We start from the raw sequence: 22,227 nt of genomic DNA, 5'->3' as shown, positions 1-22,227 counted from the left end.
CCCGCTCCCTTGCTGGCTAGCCTCCGGAGTGCACTCCCGCCCCGGCACCTCGACCTCCCCAGGGAGCTTCGATGACGACCGAAGTTCTGGTCGCGTCCAACCGCGGCCCGGTCAGCTACTCGGTGGGGGCCGACGGCTCCCTCACCGCGCGGCGCGGTGGCGGCGGCGTCGTGTCGGGCCTGATGGCGCTCGGCTCCCGCGCCGGCACCTGGGTGTGCGCGGCCCTCGGCGACGGCGACCGGGCCGCGGTGGACCGCTTCGGCGGTACGCTGCCGGCCGCCGACACCGGCGGCCAGTCGGTGCGGATGCTGCGGATCCCGCCCGCCACCTACGACGCCGCCTACAACGGGGTGGCCAACTCGGTGCTCTGGTTCGTCCACCACCTGCTCTACCAGACGCCGCTCGAGCCCGTCTTCGACGAGACGTTCGAGGAGCGCTGGGCGGGCTACGAGGCGTACAACGCGGCCTTCGCCGAGGCGCTGGCCGAGGAGGCGGGCGAGGGCGCCGCCGTGCTGGTGCAGGACTACCACCTGTCTCTGGTGCCGAGCATGCTGCGGGAGCGCCGCCCCGACCTGCGGATCGGCTTCTTCGCGCACACGCCGTGGGCGCCGCCCGACCTGTTCCGGGTGCTGCCCGACCCGATCGCGCGCCGGGTGCTGCTCGGCATCCTGGGCTCCGACCGGGCCGCGTTCCACACCCGCCGCTGGGCGGACGCGTTCGCCGCCTGCTGCGCCGACCAGCTGGGCGTCGGGGTCTCCGGCGACGTGGTGGCGCACGAGGGCGGGACGACGAGGCTGGGCGTGCACGCGCTCGGCGCCGACGCGGAGTTCCTGCGGGAGCGGGCGTTCCGCCCCGACGTGGACCAGCGTCTCGCCGCGCTGCGGGCCGAGATCGGCGACCGGCGCACCATCGTGCGGGTCGACCGCACCGAGCTGTCCAAGAACATCGTGCGCGGGCTGCTGGCCTACCGGCGGCTGCTGACCGACCGGCCCGAGTGGCACGGGCGGGTCACGCACGTCGCGTTCGCCTACCCGTCCCGGCAGGACCTGGCGGTCTACCGGGAGTACACGGCCGAGGTCTCGCGGGTCTCCGAGGCGATCAACGCGGAGTTCGGCACGGCCGACTGGACCCCGGTGCTGCTGCACGTCAAGGACGACTTCGCGCGCTCGCTTGCCGCCTACCGGCTGGCCGACGTGGCGCTGGTCAACCCCGTCAGGGACGGCATGAACCTGGTGGCCAAGGAGGTCCCGGTGATCTCCGAGGAGGGCGTGGCCCTGGTGCTCTCCCGGGAGGCGGGCGCCGCGACCGAGCTCGGCGAGGACGCGCTGCTGATCAACCCCTACGACATCGCGGGCACCGCGCAGGCACTGCACCGGGCGCTGACCATGCCGCCAGAGGAGCGGGCCAGGCGCAGCGAGCGCCTGGCCACGGCGGCCACGGCACTGCCCCCCACCGACTGGTTCCTCGCCCAGCTCACCGGCCTGGCGGCCTGAGGCGCCGCGGTTCAGCCACCCGGCTCGGCCGGCGGCATCGGCTTGGGCGGCTTCGGCAGCGGCTCGGGTGGCGGCGTCGGCTCGTCCGGACCGGGCCGCACCGGCCGCGGCGGCTCGGGCACCGGGGGCACCGGCTCCGGTGGTACCGGGGGCGGCTTGGGCGGCGGGGGCACTGGTTCACGGTCGTGGTCTGTCACCCGCGCCGGGTGCCCCCTGCCGGCCGGGACTAACCGCAGACCGCGCGGTCGATCATGGCGACCGTGGCCTCCGCCTGGGCCTCGAAGCGTTCCTGGTCGCCGATCCGGGTGGTGAAGACGGCCGAGGCGGCCGAGACCTCGCCGTCCGGCGTGACGGCGGCCTCCGAGTAGGTGCCGAACGAGGTACCGCCGTGGTACCAGACCCCCTCGCCGCAGCCCTCGACCGGGCGCCAGGCTATGCCGAGCCCGTATCCGGCCTCGGGGTGGCCGAAGTCGGCCGGCACGGTGGTGCGCATCTGCGCCAGCTGCTCGGCCGGCAGCAGGGTGCCGGCCATCAGGGCGCGCAGGAAGGTGTTCATGTCGCTCGTGGTGCTGATGATGCCGCCGTCGGCGCCGCCGTCCGCGGAGAGCGTGGTGTCGGTGAGGTCGTCCCGCCCCGGGAACTGGAGGTAGGCGGTGGCGGTGGGCTGGGGCACGTAGGCGGAGGTGCCCGGGTTCAGGGTGTGGCGCAGGTCGAGCGGTTCGATGATCCGCTCGTGCACCTCCTGCTCCCAGGGGTGTCCGGTGGCCCTCTCGATGATCATGCCGGCCAGCACGTAGTTGGTGTTGGAGTAGGACCAGCGGGTCTCGGCGGCCGGGTCGTCGGCGTCCGGCAGCCAGCCGGGGGCCTGCGACATGGCCAGCGCGACCTTGTCCTCGGGCGCGCGGGGCGTGAACCGTTGCGCGAGGTAGTTCTCGGGCGTCAGCTGGTCCGGGTCCCCGAAGAGGATGTCCGTGTAGTTGGCGAGACCGCTGGTGTGCTGGAGCAGGTTGCGGATCGTGATGCGGCTTCCGTCGTTGCCGTTGCCCGTGACCACCCCGGGCAGCCACTGCTCCACGGTGTCGTCGAGGCTCAACGTGCCCTCGGCGACCAGCTGGAGGGCGACCACGGCCACGAACGTCTTGGTGTCGCTGCCGATCCGGTAGTACGCGTGGAAGGGCACCTGGCCGCCCTCCTCCAGGTCGGCGACGCCCGACCTGGCCTCCAGGTTCCGCCCGGCCGCGTCCCGCGCCTGGACCACCAGCCCGCTGGCGCCCGTGTCCCGCACCGCGTCGGCGTCCCGCCGCAACGCGCCTCGGTCCGCGCCGTCAGCGGGCACCGCCTGCGCCCAGGCACCCGAGCCCAGCACGCTGGCCGCACCGATCGCCCCGATGCCCACCGCCGCCAGGGCCACCCTGGCCCTGGCCACCCTCCCCCAGCCAACGCGGGGAGGTGCTCCCATGAACCGCCTGCTGGTCCTGCTGGTCCTGCTGCTCCTCGTCATGGTTCACACGCTACGGAGCGTCAACTCCGGAGAACATCCAGCCAGCACGTGTCCTCGGGGTAGTGCTAGCCCCCCATCGCCTCGGCCAGTTCGCCGAGGAACGCGGCGAGTCCGGCCGGCCCTGGAACGGTCAGATCGGTCGCGTCGGCCAGCTGCGGCACCTCGGCGCTGCCGCTGCACACCCGAAGACCGGGCACGCCCGAGTCGCGCAGCTTGGCGACCGCCTCGAAGGCGGCCAGATCGCCCAGGTCGTCGCCCGCGTACAGCACGGCACCGGCGTCCCTCTCCCCGACCAGCGCGGTCAGCGCCGCGCCCTTGTCCATCCCGGGCGGCCGCAGTTCGAGCACCTGCCGCCCCGGCTCGAGCACCAGGCCGTGTCCGGCGGCCAGCTCGGTCAACCGGCCGCGCAGCGCGGCGAAGGCGCCGTCCGGGTCCGGGGCGCGGCGGGTGTGCAGGGCCAGCGCGTTGCCCTTGTCCTCCAGGTGCGCGCCGGCGCGGCGGGCCAACGCCGCCAGTTCGAGCCGGACCGCCGCGATCCCGGGGTGCGGTGGCGGCACGCTCAGCTCGCCGGTGGCCGCCTCCCAGCGCTCGGCGCCGTAAGCGCCGAGGACCACGAGCCCGGCCAGCTCCGGGTGCGCCTCGAAACCGCCGAGCCGCACGGCCACTCCGGCCGGTCGCCCGGTGACGATCGCCACCGCCGCCACCCGGCCGGCCAGCCGCGCCAGCGCGGGCAGCGCGTCCGGGTGTGCCGTGGCCAGCGCCGGGTCCTCGACGATCGGCGCCAGGGTCCCGTCGAAGTCGAAGGCCAACAACGCCCGCGTCGGCGCCCCGACGATGGCCCGAAGGCCGGCCCGGCCCTCATCCGTCCGCGGTTCGGGAAGGTTGCCCATGCGGCGACCATACCCAGCGGAGGCCCCAACAGGCCGGAGGGCGTCATTCCCTCGCAGCGGGAAGGTGCCCGCCATGTCCATCAGCGCCAGCGACGCGCGTCGAACTCATCGACGTCGGCGATGAGGATGACGGTCCGGGACGGGCCGCTGTCGTGTGAAGCTCTCCCTCACCACTCGTGGTTGGGCGGACTGTCTCCACTGGACCGAGACCGACCGGAAGACGATTCGACGGATCAACCGGCTCATCGGCGAGGCGCTGCGTGACCTGGTCAACGGCATCGGCAAGCCCGAGCCACTCCGACAGCAGCTCGCCGGCTACTGGTCGCGACGGATCGACGACGAGCACCGCTTGGTGCACAAGCCCAAGGATGACGAGCTGATCACCGTCCAGGCCCGCTACCGCTACGAGTGACGGCCGGTCACGCGGAAGGGTGGGGCGGGGCCGACCCACCGCTAGCGGTCGGCGCGCTGGCGCGCTCGCCTCGCGCGGAGGCGGTTGACGGTGACGGGGTCGTGGGCCAGCGCGGCGGGATCATCGAGGAGGGCGTTCAACAGCTGGTAGTAGCGGGTCGGGGAGAGGCCGAGCCGCTCCCTGATCACCCGCTCCTTCGCGCCGGCGCGCGGCCAGGAGGCGCGCTCGACGGCGAGGATCGCCCGGTCGCGCGCGGACAGTCCTTCGGCGGTACCGCCGGCCGCGTCCTGTCCTTCCCCCTCTGTCCTCACCCGGGCAGTTTATGCCGGGCCTCGGACACTCGGCCCCTGGGTAGTGCGTTACCTGAGGGAACGCCGCCGCGTGTGAGGAGTCCCGATGTCCGCCGCCGAAACCGCGGAAACCGCCGAAGTCGAGCCGGAACCGACCGTGACCGAGCGGGAGTTGGCGACCCAGCCGGACTGCTGGCGACGCGCCGAGCGCGACGCGCGCACGGCGCACGCCGGCGGCCTCGCCGACGCGCTGCCGCGCCCCGGCGAGCGGGTGGCCGTGACCGGCTGCGGCACCTCGTGGTTCGTCGCCCAGTCGTACGCCGCGCTGCGCGAGGCCGCCGGGCAGGGCGAGACGGACGCCTTCGCCGCCTCCGCGTTCCCCGTCGCCCGCGGCTACGACCGGGTGGTGGCCATCACCAGGTCGGGCACCACGACCGAGGTCCTGGAGCTGCTCGCCGCGTTGCGCGCGCGGCGGTCGGCCGTGCCGGTGCTCGTGCTCACCGCCGATCCCGCCTCGCCCGTGCTGCGCGCCGCCCGGCACGTCGTCGTTCTCGACTACGCCGACGAGCGGTCCGTGGTGCAGACCCGGTTCGCGACCACCGCACTGGCGTTCCTGCGCGCCGCGCTCGCGGCGGCTGGGCCGCTGCCGCCCGGCGTCAGGCCACTGGCCGAGGCCGCCGACGACGCCGAGCTGGCGCTCGGTCAGCCGCTGGACGCCGCGGTCGTGTCGGCCGAGCAGTGGACGTTCCTCGGCGAGGGCTGGAGCCACGGTCTCGCGTTGGAGGCCGCGTTGAAGCTGCGTGAGGCGGCCGGCGCCTGGACGGAGGCGTATCCGGCGATGGAGTACCGGCACGGTCCGATCGCGGTGGCCGCGCCCGGGCGTGTGGTGTGGCCGCTCGGCGCCGTTCCGCGCGGGCTCGCGGACGAAGTCCGCCGCACCGGCGCGCTGTTGGTGCCCGGGGACGCGCTCGACCCGATGGCCCGTCTGGTCCGCGCCCAGCGGCTCGCGGTGGCCGTGGCGGCGGCCCGCGGCCTGGATCCCGACCGGCCGCGTCACCTCACCCGTTCCGTCGTTCTCCCGGAAGGAACCGCGTAGTGGACTAGACCTCTCAGCGCTTCTGGGGCGAGACTTGCGCCTGTGAGCCTTCCCCCAGACGGCCAAGTCGCCGAAGAAGCCCACGACTCCTACGTGATCGCGCTCGACGTGGGCGGCACCACCATGAAGGCCGCGCTGACCGGCCCCGACAACGTCCCCCGGTTCGAGACCCGCCGGCCGACCGGCGCCGCCGCGGGCCCCGACGGCGCGGTGCCCGCGATCCTGGACTTCGCCGGCGAGCTGCGCGCGGCCGGCGAGGAGCGCTTCGGCCGGCCGCCGGCCGCCGCCGGCGTCGCGCTTCCCGGCGTCGTGGACGAGGCGGCCGGCGTCGCCGTCTACTCGGCCAACCTCGGCTGGCGTGACGTCCCGATCCGCCGGCTGCTGACGGAGCGGCTCGGCGGCGGGGTGCCAGTCGCCCTCGGGCACGACCTGCGCGTCGCCGCGCTGGCCGAGGGGCGGTTCGGCGCCGGCACCGGCGTCGACCGGTTCCTGCTGGTCGCGCTCGGCACCGGCATCGCCGCGGCGCTGGCGATCGAGGGCCGAGCCGAGCCCGGCGCGCACGGCAGGGCCGGCGAGCTCGGCCACGTCGTGGTGCGCCCCGGCGGCCCGCTCTGCGGCTGCGGGCAGCGCGGCTGCCTGGAGGCCGTCGCCTCGGCGGCCGCCGTGGGCCGCGCCTGGGCCGCGGCCGCCGGCGCCCCAGGGCTCGACGCGGCCGACGCCGCGCGCGCCGTCGCCGCTGGCGACCCGCGCGCCGCCGCCGTCTGGGCGCGGGCGGTCGACGCCCTCGCCGACGGGCTGCTGGCCGCCATCAGCCTCCTCGATCCACGCACCCTGATCGTCGGCGGCGGTCTTGCCGAGGCCGGCGAGACGCTGCTCACCCCGCTGCGCGCCGCGCTCGCCGCCCGCGCGGTCGCCTTCCACCACCTGCCCGAGATCGTGCCGGCCAGCCTCGGCGACGCCGCAGGCTGTCTGGGCGCCGGGCTGCTCGCCTGGGACCACGCGCCGATGGTGGTGCCGTCGTGAGCACGCGGTCACGCGCCGGCCGCACCGTGCTGGCGGGCGCCACCGTGGTGCGGCCGGGCGGCGTGGTCGAGGCCGGCCGGGTCACCGTCGAGGGCGGCCGGATCGCGGCCGGCCTGCGCGACGAGTCGGACCAGGCGGACGTCGTCGACCTGACCGGCCACTGGGTGCTGCCCGGCTTCGTCGACCTGCACGTGCACGGCGGCGGCGGCGCCTCGTTCTCCGCCGGCACCGCCGAGGAGGCGCTGCGCGCGATCGCGACGCATCGCGCGCACGGCACCACCACGATGGTCGCCTCGATGGTCACCGGCGAGCTCGGGGACCTGGCCGCGCAGGCCGGGGAGCTCGCGGACCTCGTCGAGCAGGGCGAGCTCGCCGGGGTGCACTTCGAGGGCCCCTTCATCGCACGCAACCGGTGCGGCGCCCACCAGCCCTCGCTGCTGCGCGACCCGGACCCCTCGGACGTGCGGAAGCTGCTCGACGCCGCCCGTGGCACGGCGCGGATGGTGACGCTCGCGCCCGAGCTCGCCGGCGGCCTCGACTCGGTGCGGCTGCTGCGGGACGCCGGGGTGATCGCCGCGATCGGCCACACCGACGCCGACTACGAGACGACCCGATGGGCCGTCGACGCCGGCGCCACGGTCGCCACCCACCTGTTCAACGCGATGCCGCCGCTCGCCCACCGCGCCCCGGGCCCGGTCGCCGCGCTGCTGGAGGACGAGCGGGTCACGGTGGAGCTCATCGACGACGGCGTCCACCTCCACCCGGCGGCGCTGCGGCTCGCCTACAAGGCGGCAGGGCCCGACCGGGTGGCGCTGATCACCGACGCGATGGGCGCGGCCGGCATGGGGGACGGCACCTACCCGCTGGGGCCCCTGACGGTCGACGTCGTCGACGGGGTCGCCAGGCTCCAGGAGGTCGGGACCATCGCGGGATCCACGCTCACGCTCGACATGGCGTTCCGGCGCGCCGTGACGGTGAACGGCGTCTCCGTGCCCGACGCGGTGCGGGCGCTGTCCGCCACCCCGGCCAGGCTGCTCGGCCTCGACCACCGGATCGGCTCGATCGAGGAGGGCAAGGACGCCGACCTGGTGGTCTTCGACGCGGAACTCGCGCTGGTCGGCGTGATGCGCCGGGGCGAGTGGGTGGTGCGGCCTTGCCCGTGACGCCGTGCGCCGAACTGCTGTCGGCCGCCTTCGCGACGGGGCGAGCGCTGCCGGCGTTCAACGTGATCACCCTGGAGCACGCGCAGGCGGTGGTTGCCGCGGCCGAGGCGGCCCACGCGCCCGTGGTGTTACAGGTCTCGCAGAACGCGGTGGCCCACCACGGCGGCCGGCTCGCGCCGCTGGCCGCCGCGCTCACCGCGTTGGCCGCGGCCTCGCCAGCCAGCCTCGCGCTGCACCTGGACCACGTGACGGACGGCGAGTTACTGCGCGCCGCGCCGGCGGCCGGCTTCGGCTCGGTGATGTTCGACGCCTCGCGGCTGCCCTACGACGAGAACGTGAAGGCGACGGCCGAGGCCGTGCGGTTCGGACACGCGCACGGGCTGCTCGTGGAGTCGGAGCTCGGCCGGATCGGTGGCAAGGCGGGCGACGCGCACGCGCCCGGGGTGCGCACCGATCCGGCGGAGGCGGCGGCCTATGTGGCGGCGACCGGGGTGGACGCGCTCGCGGTGGCGGTGGGCAGCGCCCACGCGATGGTCCGGCGCACGGCGGCCCTCGACCACCCGCTGATCGCCCGGCTCGCCGCCACCACCGGGGTCCCGCTGGTGCTGCACGGCTCCTCGGGGGTGCCGGACGAGGAGCTGCGGCGGGCGGTGACGGCCGGCATGACCAAGATCAACATCGGCACGGCCCTCAACGTGGCCCTGACCCGCGCCGTCAGGGCCGAACTGGACCGGGCCCCGCGGGCCGTCGACCCTCGCCCCTACCTGGCCGCCGGCCGCTCGGCCATGCGGGAGGCCGCGGAGCGGCTGATCCGCGTGCTGCGCTGACCGCCGCCGGTCGCGCTACTGGTCGACGTTCTCCCTGACTTCGAGCGTGTCGACCAGCACGTCGCAGGAGGCGGCGCAGTTGAGCTGCACGGTGTTGGTGCCCTGGACCAGGTCGACCTGCTTCCAGGTCTCGTACCAGGCCTCGCCGAGCGCGGTGGCCCCGTAGTTCTGCATCTCCACCGGGTCCTGCCGCGGCGTGCCGTTCACCGCGAAGCCCATCGTCTGGCCGTCGCTGGCGACCGAGTACCCGATGTAGACGCGGTAGGCGCCCGGGTCGCCGTCGAACTCGAAGCTCCACGAGATGGTGGAGTTCGGCGCGTTCTGCACGGCGACGTAACTGCCGTCGGCGGAACGCGCCCCCTCGAAGTCCGAGGCCACGCCGATCCCGGACAGCTGCAGGTCGCTGAGCTCGGCCACCGGCAGCGCGCCCTCCGGGGCCTCCTCCTCCGTCTGCCCCTCGGTCGGGTCATCGTCCGTGCCCTCGCCCTCAGAGCCGCCCGAATCGTCCGGCGGGGCGGTGGTCTCCGTGCCCTCGGCCTGGTTGTCGCCGTCGTCACTGCTGAAGACGATGGCCGCGCCGACGCCGATCACCACGGCGAGCACCACCGCGATCGCGCCGATCAGCAGCCCGTTGCGCCGGGGCTCGGGGGCCTGGCGGCGGCCGTGCCCGCCGTGGCCGGCCGGCGGCATGCCCTGCGGGCGGGTCTCGGGAGCCGCGTAACGCGCGTCGGGCTGCTGCGGGGGGTAGCCGTAGCCGCCGCGCTGCCCCTGCTGGCCGCCGTAGGTGCGCTGGCCGACCGGTCTCACCTGGTTGTAGGAGGGCTGGCGCGGCCCGGACGGCGCCTGCGGCTGCCCAGCCTCGGGTCGATAGAGATAGGCGAACGGGTCGTCGCCCTCGCCGGGCGCTCCGCCGCCGGTGTTCCCCGCACTCATCGACTGCCGCTCCTTAGGTACCGCTGGTGTTCGGGCGCGAGCCTACCGCGTTCGGGTGACATTCCTCGTTCGTCAAGTCGCGGGACTTGACGCCGTGATCGCCCGGCCGCACTTTGTCGGGGATCTCCGCGCCACCCGAGTCACCTTTCATTCACCTTCGCTACTCGCGCCCCTCACGACGCATGAGTGACCGCCCTCGAAACCCCGCCGAATTCCCGCCGCCGGATCGGGCGCGGAAAGCGGGATCGGCACCGCGTGATCGAGAACCGTGCGGCCCCCGACGTGTAGCGCGTTTCACAACCGGCTATCCCGCGCGGCGCCGCCCTTGGGAGCGGGACCGCTTCTCGACGTACATGCGCTGGTCGGCCGACTCCAGGATCTCCTCGGTGGTCATCCCGCAGGCGGCCCAGCCGATGCCGAAGCTGGCGCCGACCCGCACCTGCCGGTTCTCCCAGCGGATGGGCGGGATGATGCCGTTGCGCAGCCGGACGGCGAGGTCGGAGGCGTCGGCCGGCCCGAGGCCCTCGGCGAGGACCACGAACTCGTCGCCGCCGAGCCTGGCCACCGTGTCGTTGTCCCGGACCCCGGCCTCGAGGCGGCGGGCCACCTCCACCAGCACCGCGTCGCCGCACACGTGGCCGAACCGGTCGTTGATGGACTTGAAGCCGTCCAGGTCGCAGAAGAGCACCGCGAGCCCCTTGCCGTCGCCGCCGGGCGCCTCGGGGACCAGCACGTGCTCGTGGTGGTCGTAGGGCCGGCCGGGCGGGGTGCCGAGGCCGCCGAAGGCGTCGGTGGGCTCGGCCGCGCTCCGGTCGCAGATCCGGCCGCCGAGCCTGGCCCGCAGCTCGGCGTTGTTGGGCAGGCCGGTGAGCGAGTCGTGGCTGGCGCGGTGCGCGAGGGCCAGCTCGTGGCGCTTGCGCTCCTCGATGTCCTCGACGTGGGTGAGCTGCACCTGCGGGCCCGCCGTGACGTCGGCCACCACCGAGTTGCGCAGCGAGACCCAGACGTAGGAGCCGTCGCGGCGCTGGAGGCGGAGCTCGGCGCGGCCGCCCTCGGCGGCGGTGCGCAGCAGCACGCCGGTGTCCTCGGGGTGGACGAGGTCGGCGAAACTGTAGCGGCGCAGCATCGCCACGGGCCGGCCGAGCAGCCGGCACAGCGCGTCGTTGACCCGGATCAGCCGGCCCTGGCTGTCGCCGCCGACCTCGGCTATCGCCATGCCGCTCGGCGCGTAGTCGAAAGCCTGCCGGAAGCTCTCCTCGCTGGCGCGCAAAGCCTGCTGCTCGCGCTCCAGGCGGACGAGGGCGCGTTGCATGTTGCCGCGCAGGCGGGCGTTGCTGATGGCGATGGCGGCCTGGGAGGCGTAGAGCTGCAGCGCCTCGCAGCCCCAGGCACCGGGGCGCTTGCCGTCGCGCGGACGGTCGACCTCCAGGACGGCGAGCAGCTCGCCGTCCGAGGCGTACATGGGGGCGAAGAGCCGGTCCATGGGGTGCCACTCGTCGGGGTAGCGCGGAGCCGGCCCGGTGGTGTGCCACTGCGGGACGTCGTCGTGGTCGAGGACCCAACCCTCGGTATAGGGGATGAACCGCAGCTCGCCCCAGCGCTCGCCCATGTTGAGGCGGCGCTCCCAGGACTCCCGGGAGCCGGTGCGGCCGGCCATCGCGGCCTCCGCCGAGTCGTTTCCCGCGACGGCGGCCACCAGCAGGTCGCCGTCCGGTCTGACGACGTTGACGGTGGCGAGTTCGAAGCCGAGGGCCGCGACGGCGCCGTCGGCGATGGTCTGGAGGGTGTCTGCCATGCTTCGGGCGGTGTTCAGCTGAGCGACAACCTGGTGCAGCTCCCGCAGAGAGGCGAGGCGCACATAGGGCTCCGTCTCCGTTTCCATCACTCCCCCGGATGCGCGAAATGCACGTGCAGATATACAGGCCACTGAATCACAGGGAGCTGTCCGCTAGGTACACAGGGTCAGCAATTAGTCGCCTACTGTGATTCATGTCACACTGCGAAAGTGCTCGGTCGCGGGACGTAGGACGTCCCGGGGAGCCGGGTGGTTCCCGGGCCCGATGCGCGCCCTCGTCGAGGACCGTTAGCGTTTCTGCGTGTCCCCGTCATCTTCCTCGCGCTCCCCACAGGTCCCGGGGCCCTCGGGCCCGCCCGTCCCGCATCCTGAAGGGGTGAGCGAGGAGGAGTTCCGCGGCGCCATGGCCCGGCTCGCGGCCGGCGTCGTGCTGCTGACGGCGCACGACGAGGAGGACGGCCCGCGCGGCGCGCCGGCCGGCATGACCGCCACGGCCTTCATGTCCGTCTCCCTCGCCCCGCCGCTGGTGCTGGTCAGCGTGCGCACCGGCTCGCGCATGGACGAGGTGCTCGAGCGGCAACCCCTGTGGGCCGCCTCTCTGCTGGCCGAGGGGCAGCGGGCCACGGCCGGCAGGTTCGCGATGAAGGGCCGGCTCAGCGACCGACTGCTCTTCCAGGAGGTGCCGCACGTGCTGGGCGAGCGGACGGGGGCGCCGCTGCTGAAGGGGGCGCTGGCCACCGTCGAGTGCCGCACCGAGCAACGGGTCGCGGCCGGCGACCACACGCTGCTGATCGCCCGCGTCCTCACCGCCGACCTGCCCGCCGTCGAGGGCGGCCCACTGCTCTACTACCGGGCCGGCTACCGCCACCTCGGCTAGTCCCACCCCTTGTCGCGGCCCCGGCCGCGCTTCACGTCGGCCCGGTGCCGCTTCTCCCGCAGCCGGCGCTCCACGACGCCGCGCGGCACCCGCCGCGCCCGACGCTCAGGAGGCGGCGGCGCCGAAGCCTCCGCCAGCAGGCCGGCCAACCGCACCGCCGCCGCCTCCCGGTTGCGCCACTGCGAACGGTGCTCGTTGGCCCGCACCACCAGGACGCCGTCCGCGGTGAGCCGGCCAGCCAGGCGCGCCAGCGCGCGCTCCTTCCAGACGGCGGGCAACGCCTCGGTCGCGGCCAGGTCGAAGAGCAGCTCCACCTGGCTGTCGGTGGTGTTGACGTGCTGGCCGCCCGGGCCCGAGGCACGCGAGAAACGCCAGCGAAGCTCCGACTCGGGCAGGCTGACGGCACCACGAATGCGATAGGGCCCCGACATGTCTCCATGGTCCCGCGTCGGGCCGCTTCGCACATACGGGTTTTTTGCTTCCCCGGTGGAACCGGCGACCCCCTGACACCGTTGGGGTCAGTAAGAGTAACGTCATCGCAAAGAGCATCCGGACGCACCTTCCGTCCGAACCGAATGGAAATTGGGGATCTCAACATGGGTGTGAGCCTGTCCAAGGGCGGCAACGTCTCGCTGAGCAAGGAGGCTCCTGGCCTGACCGCCGTCACGGTCGGCCTGGGGTGGGACGTCCGCACCACCACCGGCGCCGACTTCGACCTGGACGCGAGCGCCCTTGCGATCAACGCGAGCGGCAAGATCGTCTCGGACCAGCACTTCATCTTCTACAACAACCTCACCTCGCCGGACGGCACGATCCAGCACACCGGTGACAACCTGACCGGCCAGGGCGAGGGTGACGACGAGCAGATCAACGTGCAGCTCGCCGGGCTGCCGCCGGAGGTCGACAAGATCGTCTTCCCGGTCTCCATCCACGACGCCGACAACCGCGGTCAGAACTTCGGCCAGGTGCGGAACGCGTTCATCCGCGTCCTCAACCAGGCCGGCGGCGCGGAGATCGCCCGCTACGACCTGACCGAGGACGCCTCGACCGAGACCGCGATGATCTTCGGCGAGCTCTACCGCAACGGTGCCGAGTGGAAGTTCCGCGCCGTCGGCCAGGGCTACGCCTCCGGCCTCGCCGGCATCGCCCAGGACTTCGGCGTCAACGTCTGACAGTCCAGCTCCGCCCTGGAAGGACGTCGGTGGCGCCGCGAGTCGGCGCCCGGTCAGCACGGTCCTCATCCGGTCCGCACGAAGGCCCCCCAACTTTCCGGTGGGGGGCCTTCGGCGTGTGCGCCTCAGGTGTCGCGTCGCGACCGTCGACGTGAGGCAGCTCACCCCCTGGGCGCCTCGGGTCGGGCATGCGCGATCATGATCGAATGGACGCTCGTTTCCTTGGCATAGCCGAGCTGGCCGAAGCCCCGTCCGTGGCGGTCGTGGTCGACGTCATGCGCGCTTTCACCGTGGCCGCCTGGGCGTTCGCCCAGGGAGCGGAGAAGATCGTCCTCGCCGAGTCGCTGGACGAGGCCCTGGCCCTCAAGGCTCACCACCCGGATTGGGTGGCGCTCAAGGACGGTCCGCCCGCGCCCGGGTTCGACGCCGTCAACTCGCCGGGGCTGCTGCGGTCCGTCGACCTCGGCGGACGGACCGTCGTGCAGAAGACCACGGCGGGGACGGTCGGCGCTCTCGCGGTCAAGGAGGCATCGCTGGTGCTGTGCGCCAGCTTCGTGGTGGCGGGGGCGACGGCTCGGCTCCTGCGGACGCGCGGGTGTGCCAGTGCCACGTTCGTGGTCACCGGCGACGACGGGCACGCCGACGAGGATCTGGCCTGCGCTCAGTACATCGCTCGGCGGGCCACCGAGGCCGAGGCGGACGCGGCCGAGTTCCTCCGCCGCGCCGCCGAGTCGCGCGCCGCCGCCGAGCTGACGGCGGGGGTGCGCCAGGGAGTCCATCCCGACGACGTCCCGCTCTGTCTCGAGCTCGACCGGTTCCCCTTCGCCATGGTGGCGAGCCTGGAGGACTCGCTCATGGTCCTCCGTCCGCGCGCCGTGCCTTCGCTGACCGACGCGGCTGCGGGCTGATCGCCTGCCGCTGGCTACCCCTCCACCCGCAAGCCCAGCTCGGCGGCCAGCCTCGGGGCCAGGTCGAGGAGCTGGGACGGGGTGATGACCGCCCCGCGGAGGCGGTCGATGCCGCGGGTGAGGTCCAGCAGGGTCGTGCCGCGCAGGTCGACGTCGCGGAGCTCGGCGGCGGTGAGGTCGGCGCCGCGCAGCTCGCAGCCCTCGAAGGAGACCCGCTCCAGCCGGGCGCCGCCGAAGTCCGGCTCGACCAGGACGCAGCCCTCGAAGGCGACGTCGACCAGCTTCGCCTGCCGCAGGTTCAGGTAGTCGATCTTGCCGCCGCGCACCCGCACCCTGGTCAGCGTGGCGCCGCTGAGCTGGACCCCACCCAGCCGGGCGTCCGTGATCTCCAGGTCCCGCAGCTGCGCGTCCGCCAGCAGCGTGCCCACCCCGCGGGGCGCGTCGAGCACGCCGTCCAACAGCCGCGCGTGCCGCAGGTTCGCCTCGTTCAGCACGCAGCGCCGCAGCGCGCACTCCAGGAACGTCGCCGACGGCGCCTCGGCCCCGGTCAGGTCGAGGTCGGCGAACTCCAGCGCGTCGTAGTCGCCCTCGGGTTCGAGGCCGCCGGGCTCCGCGAAGGAACGCAGCTCGGGCAGCCGGAAGTTCGGCGGGGTGGGGGGTCGGACGGCCTTCCGGGGTTTCGGCATGCCGGCCATCCTGCCGTGCGGCACTGACAGTGGCCCGAGCGGCAGTTGACCTCAAGCGCCCTTGAAGTCGCAGCCTTACGTGTGTCACCCGCCACCACACCGCCAGGGGGAACCATGCACGCCGTCCGTCTGCACGCCTTCGGCCCGGCCGAGAACCTGGTGTACGAGGAGGTGCCCGATCTCACGCCCGGCCGGGGTCAGGTCAGGGTCGCCGTCGCCGCCTCCGGCGTCCACCTCGTCGACACCGTGCTGCGACAGGGCCCGGTGCCGGAGGCCCCGCACTTCCCGGTGCCCGAACTGCCCACCGTTCCGGGGCGCGAGGTCGCCGGCACGGTGGACGCGGTCGGTGACGACGTGGACCCGGCCTGGCTCGGCCGGCGGGTCGCCGCGCACCTCGGGATGGTCCCCGGCGGCTACGCCACCCAGGCCGTGACCACGGCGGAGAAACTGCACGCGCTCCCCGACGAGCTGCCGTTCGACCGGGCCGTGGCCCTGCTCGGCACCGGCCGGATGACCATGGGCGTCCTCCGCTTCACCGAGATCGGGCCAGGCGACACCGTCCTGGTCCTCGCCGCCGCCGGCGGGATCGGCTCGCTGCTCGTCCAGTACGCCAAGCACCGTGGCGCCACCGTCATCGGCGCGGCCGGCGGCCCCGCCAAGGTCGCCGTCGTCCGTGACCTCGGCGCCGACCAGGCCGTGGACTACGACGCGCCGGGCTGGGCGGACGAGGTCCGCGCCACGCACGGCGAGCGGCCGGTCAAGCACCTCTTCGAGGGGGTCGGCGGCGACCGTGGCCACGCCGCCCTGGCACTGCTCGGACCCGGCGGGACGCACGTCTGCTACGGCTACGCCTCGACGGGCATGGACGCCGCGGGGCACGTCGCGCCGAGCCCCGAGGAGCAGGCCGAGCTCGGCGTCACCTCGGTGACGGCGCTCGGCCCCGCCCTCTGGGCGAAGATCGGCGGCCAGGAGAACATGCGCGTGCTGGAGGAGGAGTCCTTCGCCCAGGCGGCGGCCGGCGTCCTCGTCCCGCTGGTCCAGCGCTTCCCGCTGGCCGAGGCCGCCCACGCCCACCGGGCGCTGGAGACCAGGGCGACGACCGGCAAGGTGGTGCTCGTGGCCCCGTGAGGCCCGGTCCGGTCTACGCCAGCACCACCGCCGCGCCGCCGAGCGCGCCGGCGAAGTAGGCCAGCCACACGAGCGCGAGCAGCGGCGCGCCCTGCCGTTCCCTGATGCCCCCGGTCGCCCGGACGAAGAGCGCGGCCAGCGTGCCGGTGACGACCGTCGTGGTCACGCCGGGCACGCCGGCCCGCACGGCGTAGACGCTCTGGGCGCCCATCGCGGACGCCAGGACCCCGGTGCACAGCGGGGCCGGCGCCCAGGCGAGTCCGGCGGCCAGCGCGAGCAGGCCGGCCTCGAACGCGAGCAGCGCCCAGTGCGGCAGGAGACGGGCGGCCCAGGCCGTGGCCACCCCACCGACGCAGAAGCCGACCAGGGAGGCGGTGGGCCCGATGACACCCTCGGTGGCGTGGCCCGGCAGGAAGGAGTCGGCGATGCCGATGGCGAGCAGCACCCCGTTGCCGGTCTGGTTGGCGACGAAGACCTCGCCGAGTTCGATGAAGGCGGCGGCGTCGACAGCGCCGGCGACGGCGGTGAGCAGGACCATGAGCCGAGCGGGCACTCCCATGGGCCCATTTCATCGCCGGACGGGGCTTCGCACCCGGCGGGCGGCTCGTCCGGCGGATCAGCCGAGGACGCCGGTGAGGTCGGCGACGCCGGTGAGGTCGAAGAGGTTGCGGGCCAGGACCCAGATCACGGCGACGCCGAGCACGGCGGCCACCCCGGCGGGCCCGAAGCGTGGTCGGTAGCGCCGGCCGCGCACCCCCTCGACCAGCCAGCGGCCGAGCAGCCAACCGGCCAGGGGGACGCCGAGCAGCAGCAGCGCCGCGTTGTCGTGGAGGGCGCCCGTCAGGTCTCCGCCGAGCAGGTCGTAGGCCATCCGGGTGCCGCCGCAGGCCGGGCAGAGAAGCCCGGTGGCCCAGTTGACCGGGCACCGGGGCAGCGGAGGGCCGCCGCCCCGGTGCGGGTCGGCGGCCACCACGTAGCCGGCGCCGGCCAGCCCGCCCGCCAGCACGGCGAGCGGGGCTGCGGCCTCCCGGCGGATGATCGCCCGCATCGTCAGGGCTTGAGGATCCGGCCCTGGGCGTCGGTCCAGTCGTTCTTGACCAGCAGCATGATGCCGTCGATCAGCGCCCAGACGCCGAGGCCGCCGCAGGTGAGCAGCATGCCCACGGCCTGGCCGTAGTGGCCGGTGTACCAGCGGCCGGCGCCGACGGTGCCGAGCAGGAGTTGCAGCACGCCCGCGACGATCTTGGACTTGCCGGAGTACGGACGGCCCATCGGGTCGCGGCCGAAGGGCGCCTGTGCGTCCGGCGGGTAGGCGCCCTGCTGCTGGTAGGGCCCGGGCTGCCCCGGCTGACCGGGCGGCGGGTACCCGTACCCCGGCTGCCCGGGCTGGCCCGGCTGTCCCGGACCAGGCTGGCCCGGCTGGCCCTGCGGACCGTTGCCGGGAGGCCCCCAGGAGTACGGCTGCTGGTCGGACATGAATCCCCCAAGGAGAACGACGATCGTATGGTCGCCCTATCATCCATGACGCCGCCCCCAGTGTGTCAGCCCCCTACCGTGACGCCTACCGCGCCCCCTCCGCGACCCGCTCCGCGGACAGCAGCACCAGGCGCTCCGGGTGCTGCGACGGCGCCCGCACCCCGATCGAGCCGAGCACCCGCCCCGGCAGCGTCACCCCGCCGTCCGTCCACCAGGCCAGCGCGTCCGAGGCGGGGCCGCGCACCTCGTCGCCCGGCGCCAGCGGCGTGACCCGGTACTCGGCCGCCGGGTCGAGCCCGGGCAGCGCGACCAGGCCGGGCGGCGACTGCACGCTCGTCGCCACCTGCGCCAGCGCGTACACCGCCCGCGACCGGTCCTCGGCCACCACGCCGTGCACCCACAGCGCCGGGTCCGGGTGGTCGCCGCGCACCACCGTGCCGCCGTGCAGCAGCGGCCGCAGCTCCTTGTACAGCGCGATCCACTCCGCGAGCGCGGCCCGGTCGGCTTCGCTGGCCTGGGTGAGGTCCCACTCCATGCCGAAGTGCCCGAACAGCGCGGTGCCGGCCCGGAAGCCCAGGGTGTGCGTCCGCCCGGTCGTGTGCGCCGCGTGGGCGCCCACGTGGCAGCCGAGCAACTCGGGCGGAAGCAGCAGCCCGGTCCAGCGCTGGATCTGCTGGCGCTCCAGGGCGTCGATGCAGTCGCTGGTCCACACCCGGTCGGTGCGCTCCAGGATCTCCAGGTCGATCCTGCCGCCCCCTGAGGAGCAGGACTCGATCTCCAACTTCGGGTGCCGCGCGCGCAGTTCGTCCAGCAGCCGGTAGACGGCGAGCGTCTGCTCCCGCACCCCGGCCCGCCCGGTGGGGCTGTGCCCGGCCTCCACCAGGTCCCGGTTGTGATCCCACTTCAGGTAGGTGAGCGCGTACTCGGTGACGATCGCGTCGAGCCGCTCAAGGATGTAGGCGTACGCCGCCGGGTGGCCGAGGTCGAGCACCTGCTGGTGGCGCGACTCGGGCGGCATTCGGTCGCCGGTGGCCAGGATCCACTCCGGGTGCTCGCGCGCCAGGTCGGAGTTGGGGTTGACCATCTCCGGCTCCACCCACAGGCCGAACTCCATGCCGAGTCCGCGGACGTGGTCGACGAGGGGGTGCAGTCCGTCCGGCCAGACGGTCTCGTCCACGTACCAGTCGCCGAGCCCCGCGTGGTCGTCGCGCCGGCCGCGGAACCAGCCGTCGTCGAGCACGAACCGCTCGGTGCCGATCCCGGCGGCGAGGTCGGCGAGCCGCTTCAGCTTGCCGATCTCGTGGTCGAAGTAGACGGCCTCCCACACGTTGAGCGTGACGGGGCGCGGCGAGCGCGGGTGGCCGGCGCGACCGCGGAGGTAGCCGTGGAACCGCCCGGCGAGCTCGTCGAGCCCCCGGCCGTAAGCGCCGTACACCCAGGGCGAGGTGTACGACTCGCCGGCGCCGAGCACCACCTCGCCGGCCAGCAGCAGCTCGCCGCCGCCGAGCAGCCCTACGCCGTTGACGGTGCGCTCGGCCAGCGAACGGTGGTTGCCGCTCCAGGCCACGTGCAGCCCCCACACCTCGCCGGAGCGGAAGCCGAAGCCGGCCTCGCCGGCGACGTGCACGGTGACGGCGTCGGTGCCCGTGCGGCCCCTGCGGTTCTCGCGCAGGTGGGTGCCGATGGTGAACTCGTGCCGCTGCGGGCTGCGTTCCCGCAGGTGGCGGCCGGTCATGTCGAGGAGTTCCGTGGCGCGCTCGGGCACCGGCAGGGTCAGCAGCACCCCGGAGAGGGAGAACGGCGCGGCCTCGGCCTCCGCCTGGTTGGTGACCGTGGCGCGCTGCCGCACCAGACCTGAGTCGGTGAGCTCGATCTCCAGGCGCAGTTCGAGGCTGGCCCGCACGTCCTCGGCGGTCACCTCGACGGCCTGCCCGCGCTGTTCGAGCGAGGTGACGGCGAAGGCCGTGGAGAAGTCGGCGCCGGCCCGGTGGCCGGTGAGGCCCGGCGTGCCCTGCCAGCCGGCCGAGTGCTCGGGCAGCACGGCGAGCGGCACGACGACGTCCACGTTGTTGGTGGCTATCTGCGGGCGCCCGGCCCGTACCACGGCCGCGAGCGTGGTGGGCGAGAGATCGCCCAGGTCCTCGCCCCAGTGCACCACCCGGGGCAGACCCGTGCCGGTGCAGTCGAGTGCCAGGCTCGTTCCCGCGGATCGGAAGTGGAGGAAGGTCCCGTCACGCATCAGTGCTGTCATCCCCTGTTCGATCCTGTTGAGACATGCGCATTTTGCGTGACCTTTCTACGGTCGCGCCCCGCGCCCGGTCAACACTGCCCGCCCGCGCGAAAAAGACCCTCCCGTCTGCCAGGGAAGGCCTCATCGATCGGCCGCAACTCTACTCCCCGCGCCGGCCGGGTCGTCCGCCGCCCGGGGCGCCACGAGCAGCGCCGCGACCAGGCAGCCGGCGGCGGCGCCGAAGGCCAGGCTCAGCCCCGCGCGCTCGCTCGGCGCGACGAGCACCAGCCAGCCGAAGCCCGCGGCGCCGAGGGAGCCGCCGAGTTGGCGGGCGAAGGTGAGCGTTCCCATGGTCGCGCCGATCGACTCCGGCCTGGCGCGCGCCTGGGCGATCAGCGTGTACGCCTGGAGGGAGAGCCCGAGGGCGGCGCCCACCAGCCCCATCGCCGACCCGGCGACCGCGAGCGCCGGCGCCCGGCCTGCGCCGTCGAGCGCCGGCAGGGCGGCGAGCCCGATCATCCCGACGGTCCCCGTGGCGAGCGCGAACCGCCCCCAGCCGGGCAGCCGCGGCCGGCGCCCGACCAGCGCCGAGAACGCGGTGGTGGCGACGAGCTGCCCGCCGGTCAACGCGAGCAGGAGCAGGCCCGTCTCCCCGACGCCGAGGCCGGTCCCGGCCGCGACGGCCGGCGGCACGAAGGTGAAGGAGCCGAAGAGCGCCGTCCCCGCGAGCCCGGTAGCCGCGACGCTCAGCGCCACGCCACGATCGAGGAAGAGCGCGGGCGGTATCAACGGCGCGGCCACGCGCCGCTCGACCAGGACGAAGGCCGCCGCGCACCCGGCCACCAGCGCGACCACGCCGACGGTCGCGGGGCCGCCGCGCGCCAGCGACTCGACGCCCCCGAGGGCGACCACCCCGGCGCCGACCACGGCGACGAGCACCGTGCCTGCCACGTCGAACGAGCCTCCCGCACCGCCCTCGGGAGCCGGCGACCTGCCCGGCAGGCCGCTCGAGGCGAGCAGCGCGGCGGCGGCGCACAGCGGCAGGTTCAGCAGGAAGATCCAGCGCCATCCGGGACCGGCCGCGAGCAGCCCGCCCAACGGCGGCCCAGCGAGCGCGGACAGCGCGAACACGCCGGTCAGGCAGGCCTGGCGACGCACCAGCTCCTCGCGGCCGAACATCCGGGCGAGCGCGCTGACCGCGGTGACCACGAGACCGCCGCCGCCGAGGCCCTGGACCCCTCGGGCGGCGATCAGCGCGGGCATCGTCGGCGCCAGCGCACAGGCCAGCGAGCCGGCGGCGAAGAGCGCGAGGGCGCCCTGGAAGACGGCGCGTTGGCCGAAGAGGTCACCGAGCCTGCCGAGCACGGGCGTGGCGACGGTGACGGTGAGCAGATAGCCGGCGGTGACGCCGGCGACGGCGCCGCCGGAGTCCAGGTCGGCGACGAGGCGCGGCAGCGCGGCCACGACGACGGTGGTGTCGAGCTGGGCCATGAGCATGCCCAGAAGCAGGGCGGTGAAGGCGAGCCCGGTAGACGTGTGCATTTCACACACGTTAGACTGCTTGCGAATCGCACGCAATTCTCGAGTCCTGACCCCAGGAGCCCCCGATGTCCAGCACCGACCCGTCCCGCGCCGACCTCGCCGGCGCAGGCCCCGCCCTCTTCCGGCTCGTCCGCTTCTGGTCCCGCCGCTGGGCGACGGCCTCCGCCGGCCAGCAGCCAGGGGACACGCCGCTCGTCCAGGACATCGCGGTGCTGGAAGCCGTGGACGCCGCGGCGCGCCGCGGCGAGGTGTCCGTCACCGACGTCGCCCACCAGCTCGGCCTCGACCGCTCTGGCGCCAGCCGCATGGTCGGCGCGGCCGTCGACCACGGCCACCTCACCCGCACCCCGTCGGCACACGACGCCCGCCGCGCCACCCTCGTCATCACCCCGGCCGGCGCCGACGTCCTCACCGCCGCCCACGCCTTCCAGGAGGAGGTCTTCGCCCGCCTCACCGCCACCTGGGACCCCGCCGAGGCCGCCGCCCTCGCCCGCGCCCTCCGCCGTCTCGCCGACGAGACCGACGCGACCGGTCCCTCCTGACCCACCCCGACCGGTAACGACGGTGCGGAAGCCGTAACCGCACGAGGCCGCGCGGAGGAGCCCGATGGGAGAAGAAGCGGAAGACCAAGACCCGGAGTGCCCAGGCCCACACCGCCAGTGCCAGGCCTGCACCGGCTCACGCATCGAGGTCCGAGAGACGCTCTACGCCTCCAGCGACGGCCGCGGCCAAGGCGTCGCCGCCCCCCACCGCTGCTGGCACTGCCAGGGCCGCGGCTTCTCCTG

23 protein-coding genes are annotated in these 22,227 nt (G+C 74.4%); 11 read left to right on the top strand and 12 right to left on the bottom strand.

Annotated features, from left to right (window positions below; translation table 11 throughout):
* Positions 1 to 71: 71 nt before the first annotated feature.
* Positions 72 to 1,493 (top strand): trehalose-6-phosphate synthase, encoded by a 1,422-nt coding sequence (locus E1265_RS12035; protein WP_132930278.1) that lies wholly within the window; start codon positions 72 to 74, stop codon positions 1,491 to 1,493.
* A gap of 226 nt (positions 1,494 to 1,719) precedes the next feature.
* Here E1265_RS12035 and E1265_RS12030 read toward each other — a convergent pair whose 3' ends face one another.
* Both E1265_RS12030 and otsB read right to left on the bottom strand, forming a co-directional pair.
* Positions 1,720 to 2,994 carry a serine hydrolase domain-containing protein gene (locus tag E1265_RS12030; protein WP_243740711.1) on the bottom strand — a complete coding sequence of 425 codons (1,275 nt, stop codon included), beginning with the start codon at positions 2,992 to 2,994 and terminating at the stop codon, positions 1,720 to 1,722.
* A 65-nt stretch (positions 2,995 to 3,059) separates the two neighbouring features.
* Positions 3,060 to 3,884 carry a trehalose-phosphatase gene (gene otsB / locus E1265_RS12025; protein ID WP_132930277.1) on the bottom strand — a complete coding sequence of 275 codons (825 nt, stop codon included), beginning with the start codon at positions 3,882 to 3,884 and terminating at the stop codon, positions 3,060 to 3,062.
* 154 nt (positions 3,885 to 4,038) lie between these two features.
* Between otsB and E1265_RS12020 the strand changes: the two genes are divergently transcribed.
* A complete protein-coding gene (locus E1265_RS12020; RefSeq protein WP_132930276.1) occupies positions 4,039 to 4,296 on the top strand; it encodes a Txe/YoeB family addiction module toxin in 258 nt (85 codons plus the stop codon).
* 41 nt (positions 4,297 to 4,337) lie between these two features.
* On the opposite strand, the gene E1265_RS12015 is transcribed toward E1265_RS12020, so the two are convergent.
* On the bottom strand, positions 4,338 to 4,607 hold the full coding sequence (locus tag E1265_RS12015) for a DUF3263 domain-containing protein (protein WP_132930275.1): 270 nt from the start codon (positions 4,605 to 4,607) through the stop codon (positions 4,338 to 4,340).
* An 85-nt stretch (positions 4,608 to 4,692) separates the two neighbouring features.
* Here E1265_RS12015 and E1265_RS12010 point away from each other — a divergent pair, with 85 nt between their 5' ends.
* From E1265_RS12010 to E1265_RS11995, 4 genes are read left to right on the top strand one after another with little or no spacing between them, the layout of a single operon-like run.
* Positions 4,693 to 5,682 carry an SIS domain-containing protein gene (locus E1265_RS12010; protein WP_132930274.1) on the top strand — a complete coding sequence of 330 codons (990 nt, stop codon included), beginning with the start codon at positions 4,693 to 4,695 and terminating at the stop codon, positions 5,680 to 5,682.
* A 42-nt stretch (positions 5,683 to 5,724) separates the two neighbouring features.
* Positions 5,725 to 6,705, top strand: coding sequence for an ROK family protein (locus E1265_RS12005; protein ID WP_279571422.1), 981 nt, complete (start codon positions 5,725 to 5,727; stop codon positions 6,703 to 6,705).
* Positions 6,702 to 7,868: an N-acetylglucosamine-6-phosphate deacetylase gene (gene nagA / locus E1265_RS12000; RefSeq protein WP_243740710.1), complete on the top strand. Its 1,167-nt coding sequence runs from the start codon at positions 6,702 to 6,704 to the stop codon at positions 7,866 to 7,868. Before E1265_RS12005 ends, nagA begins: the two co-directional genes overlap by 4 nt.
* Positions 7,859 to 8,695 carry a class II fructose-bisphosphate aldolase gene (locus tag E1265_RS11995; RefSeq protein WP_132930273.1) on the top strand — a complete coding sequence of 279 codons (837 nt, stop codon included), beginning with the start codon at positions 7,859 to 7,861 and terminating at the stop codon, positions 8,693 to 8,695. Before nagA ends, E1265_RS11995 begins: the two co-directional genes overlap by 10 nt.
* Positions 8,696 to 8,710: 15 nt before the next feature.
* On the opposite strand, the gene E1265_RS11990 is transcribed toward E1265_RS11995, so the two are convergent.
* Positions 8,711 to 9,628 carry a hypothetical protein gene (locus tag E1265_RS11990; protein WP_132930272.1) on the bottom strand — a complete coding sequence of 306 codons (918 nt, stop codon included), beginning with the start codon at positions 9,626 to 9,628 and terminating at the stop codon, positions 8,711 to 8,713.
* A 304-nt stretch (positions 9,629 to 9,932) separates the two neighbouring features.
* Positions 9,933 to 11,510: a diguanylate cyclase CdgB gene (gene cdgB, locus E1265_RS11985; RefSeq protein WP_132930271.1), complete on the bottom strand. Its 1,578-nt coding sequence runs from the start codon at positions 11,508 to 11,510 to the stop codon at positions 9,933 to 9,935.
* 289 nt (positions 11,511 to 11,799) lie between these two features.
* On the opposite strand from cdgB, the gene E1265_RS11980 reads away from it, so the two are divergent.
* Entirely contained in the window at positions 11,800 to 12,300 is a 501-nt protein-coding gene (locus E1265_RS11980; protein WP_243740709.1) for a flavin reductase family protein, read from the top strand.
* Here the strand turns inward: E1265_RS11980 and arfB are convergent.
* Positions 12,297 to 12,731: an alternative ribosome rescue aminoacyl-tRNA hydrolase ArfB gene (arfB, locus tag E1265_RS11975; protein WP_132930269.1), complete on the bottom strand. Its 435-nt coding sequence runs from the start codon at positions 12,729 to 12,731 to the stop codon at positions 12,297 to 12,299. The genes E1265_RS11980 and arfB overlap by 4 nt on opposite strands.
* A gap of 165 nt (positions 12,732 to 12,896) precedes the next feature.
* Here arfB and E1265_RS11970 point away from each other — a divergent pair, with 165 nt between their 5' ends.
* A complete protein-coding gene (locus tag E1265_RS11970; protein ID WP_132930268.1) occupies positions 12,897 to 13,472 on the top strand; it encodes a TerD family protein in 576 nt (191 codons plus the stop codon).
* 206 nt (positions 13,473 to 13,678) lie between these two features.
* Positions 13,679 to 14,380: a 2-phosphosulfolactate phosphatase gene (locus tag E1265_RS11965; protein ID WP_132930267.1), complete on the top strand. Its 702-nt coding sequence runs from the start codon at positions 13,679 to 13,681 to the stop codon at positions 14,378 to 14,380.
* Positions 14,381 to 14,394: 14 nt separating this feature from the next.
* On the opposite strand, the gene E1265_RS11960 is transcribed toward E1265_RS11965, so the two are convergent.
* Positions 14,395 to 15,066 (bottom strand): pentapeptide repeat-containing protein, encoded by a 672-nt coding sequence (locus tag E1265_RS11960; protein WP_243740708.1) that lies wholly within the window; start codon positions 15,064 to 15,066, stop codon positions 14,395 to 14,397.
* 114 nt (positions 15,067 to 15,180) lie between these two features.
* Between E1265_RS11960 and E1265_RS11955 the strand changes: the two genes are divergently transcribed.
* Positions 15,181 to 16,194, top strand: coding sequence for a zinc-binding dehydrogenase (locus E1265_RS11955; RefSeq protein WP_132930265.1), 1,014 nt, complete (start codon positions 15,181 to 15,183; stop codon positions 16,192 to 16,194).
* 13 nt (positions 16,195 to 16,207) lie between these two features.
* Here the strand turns inward: E1265_RS11955 and E1265_RS11950 are convergent, their stop codons facing one another.
* The 5 genes from E1265_RS11950 to E1265_RS11930 all read right to left on the bottom strand — a co-directional run bounded on the left by E1265_RS11950 (position 16,208) and on the right by E1265_RS11930 (position 21,442).
* Positions 16,208 to 16,753: a DUF1275 family protein gene (locus E1265_RS11950; protein ID WP_132930264.1), complete on the bottom strand. Its 546-nt coding sequence runs from the start codon at positions 16,751 to 16,753 to the stop codon at positions 16,208 to 16,210.
* Positions 16,754 to 16,810: 57 nt separating this feature from the next.
* Positions 16,811 to 17,242, bottom strand: a complete 432-nt coding sequence (locus E1265_RS11945; RefSeq protein WP_132930263.1) for a DUF2752 domain-containing protein — start codon at positions 17,240 to 17,242, stop codon at positions 16,811 to 16,813.
* 2 nt (positions 17,243 to 17,244) lie between these two features.
* Positions 17,245 to 17,670 (bottom strand): TM2 domain-containing protein, encoded by a 426-nt coding sequence (locus E1265_RS11940; RefSeq protein ID WP_132930262.1) that lies wholly within the window; start codon positions 17,668 to 17,670, stop codon positions 17,245 to 17,247.
* Positions 17,671 to 17,755: 85 nt separating this feature from the next.
* Positions 17,756 to 19,921 carry an alpha-galactosidase gene (locus E1265_RS11935; protein ID WP_243740707.1) on the bottom strand — a complete coding sequence of 722 codons (2,166 nt, stop codon included), beginning with the start codon at positions 19,919 to 19,921 and terminating at the stop codon, positions 17,756 to 17,758.
* A gap of 120 nt (positions 19,922 to 20,041) precedes the next feature.
* Entirely contained in the window at positions 20,042 to 21,442 is a 1,401-nt protein-coding gene (locus E1265_RS11930) for an MFS transporter (RefSeq protein ID WP_132930261.1), read from the bottom strand.
* 65 nt (positions 21,443 to 21,507) lie between these two features.
* On the opposite strand from E1265_RS11930, the gene E1265_RS11925 reads away from it, so the two are divergent.
* Complete coding sequence (locus E1265_RS11925; protein WP_132930260.1) at positions 21,508 to 21,984, top strand: MarR family winged helix-turn-helix transcriptional regulator; 477 nt, start codon at positions 21,508 to 21,510, stop codon at positions 21,982 to 21,984.
* Positions 21,985 to 22,227: the final 243 nt, after the last annotated feature.

It is taken from the genome of Streptomyces sp. 8K308 (genome assembly GCF_004348315.1).
Classification (GTDB): domain Bacteria; phylum Actinomycetota; class Actinomycetes; order Streptomycetales; family Streptomycetaceae; genus Streptomyces.
The sequence above is the reverse complement of the archived record's forward strand: the minus strand, read 5'-3'. Positions and strand labels throughout refer to the sequence as shown.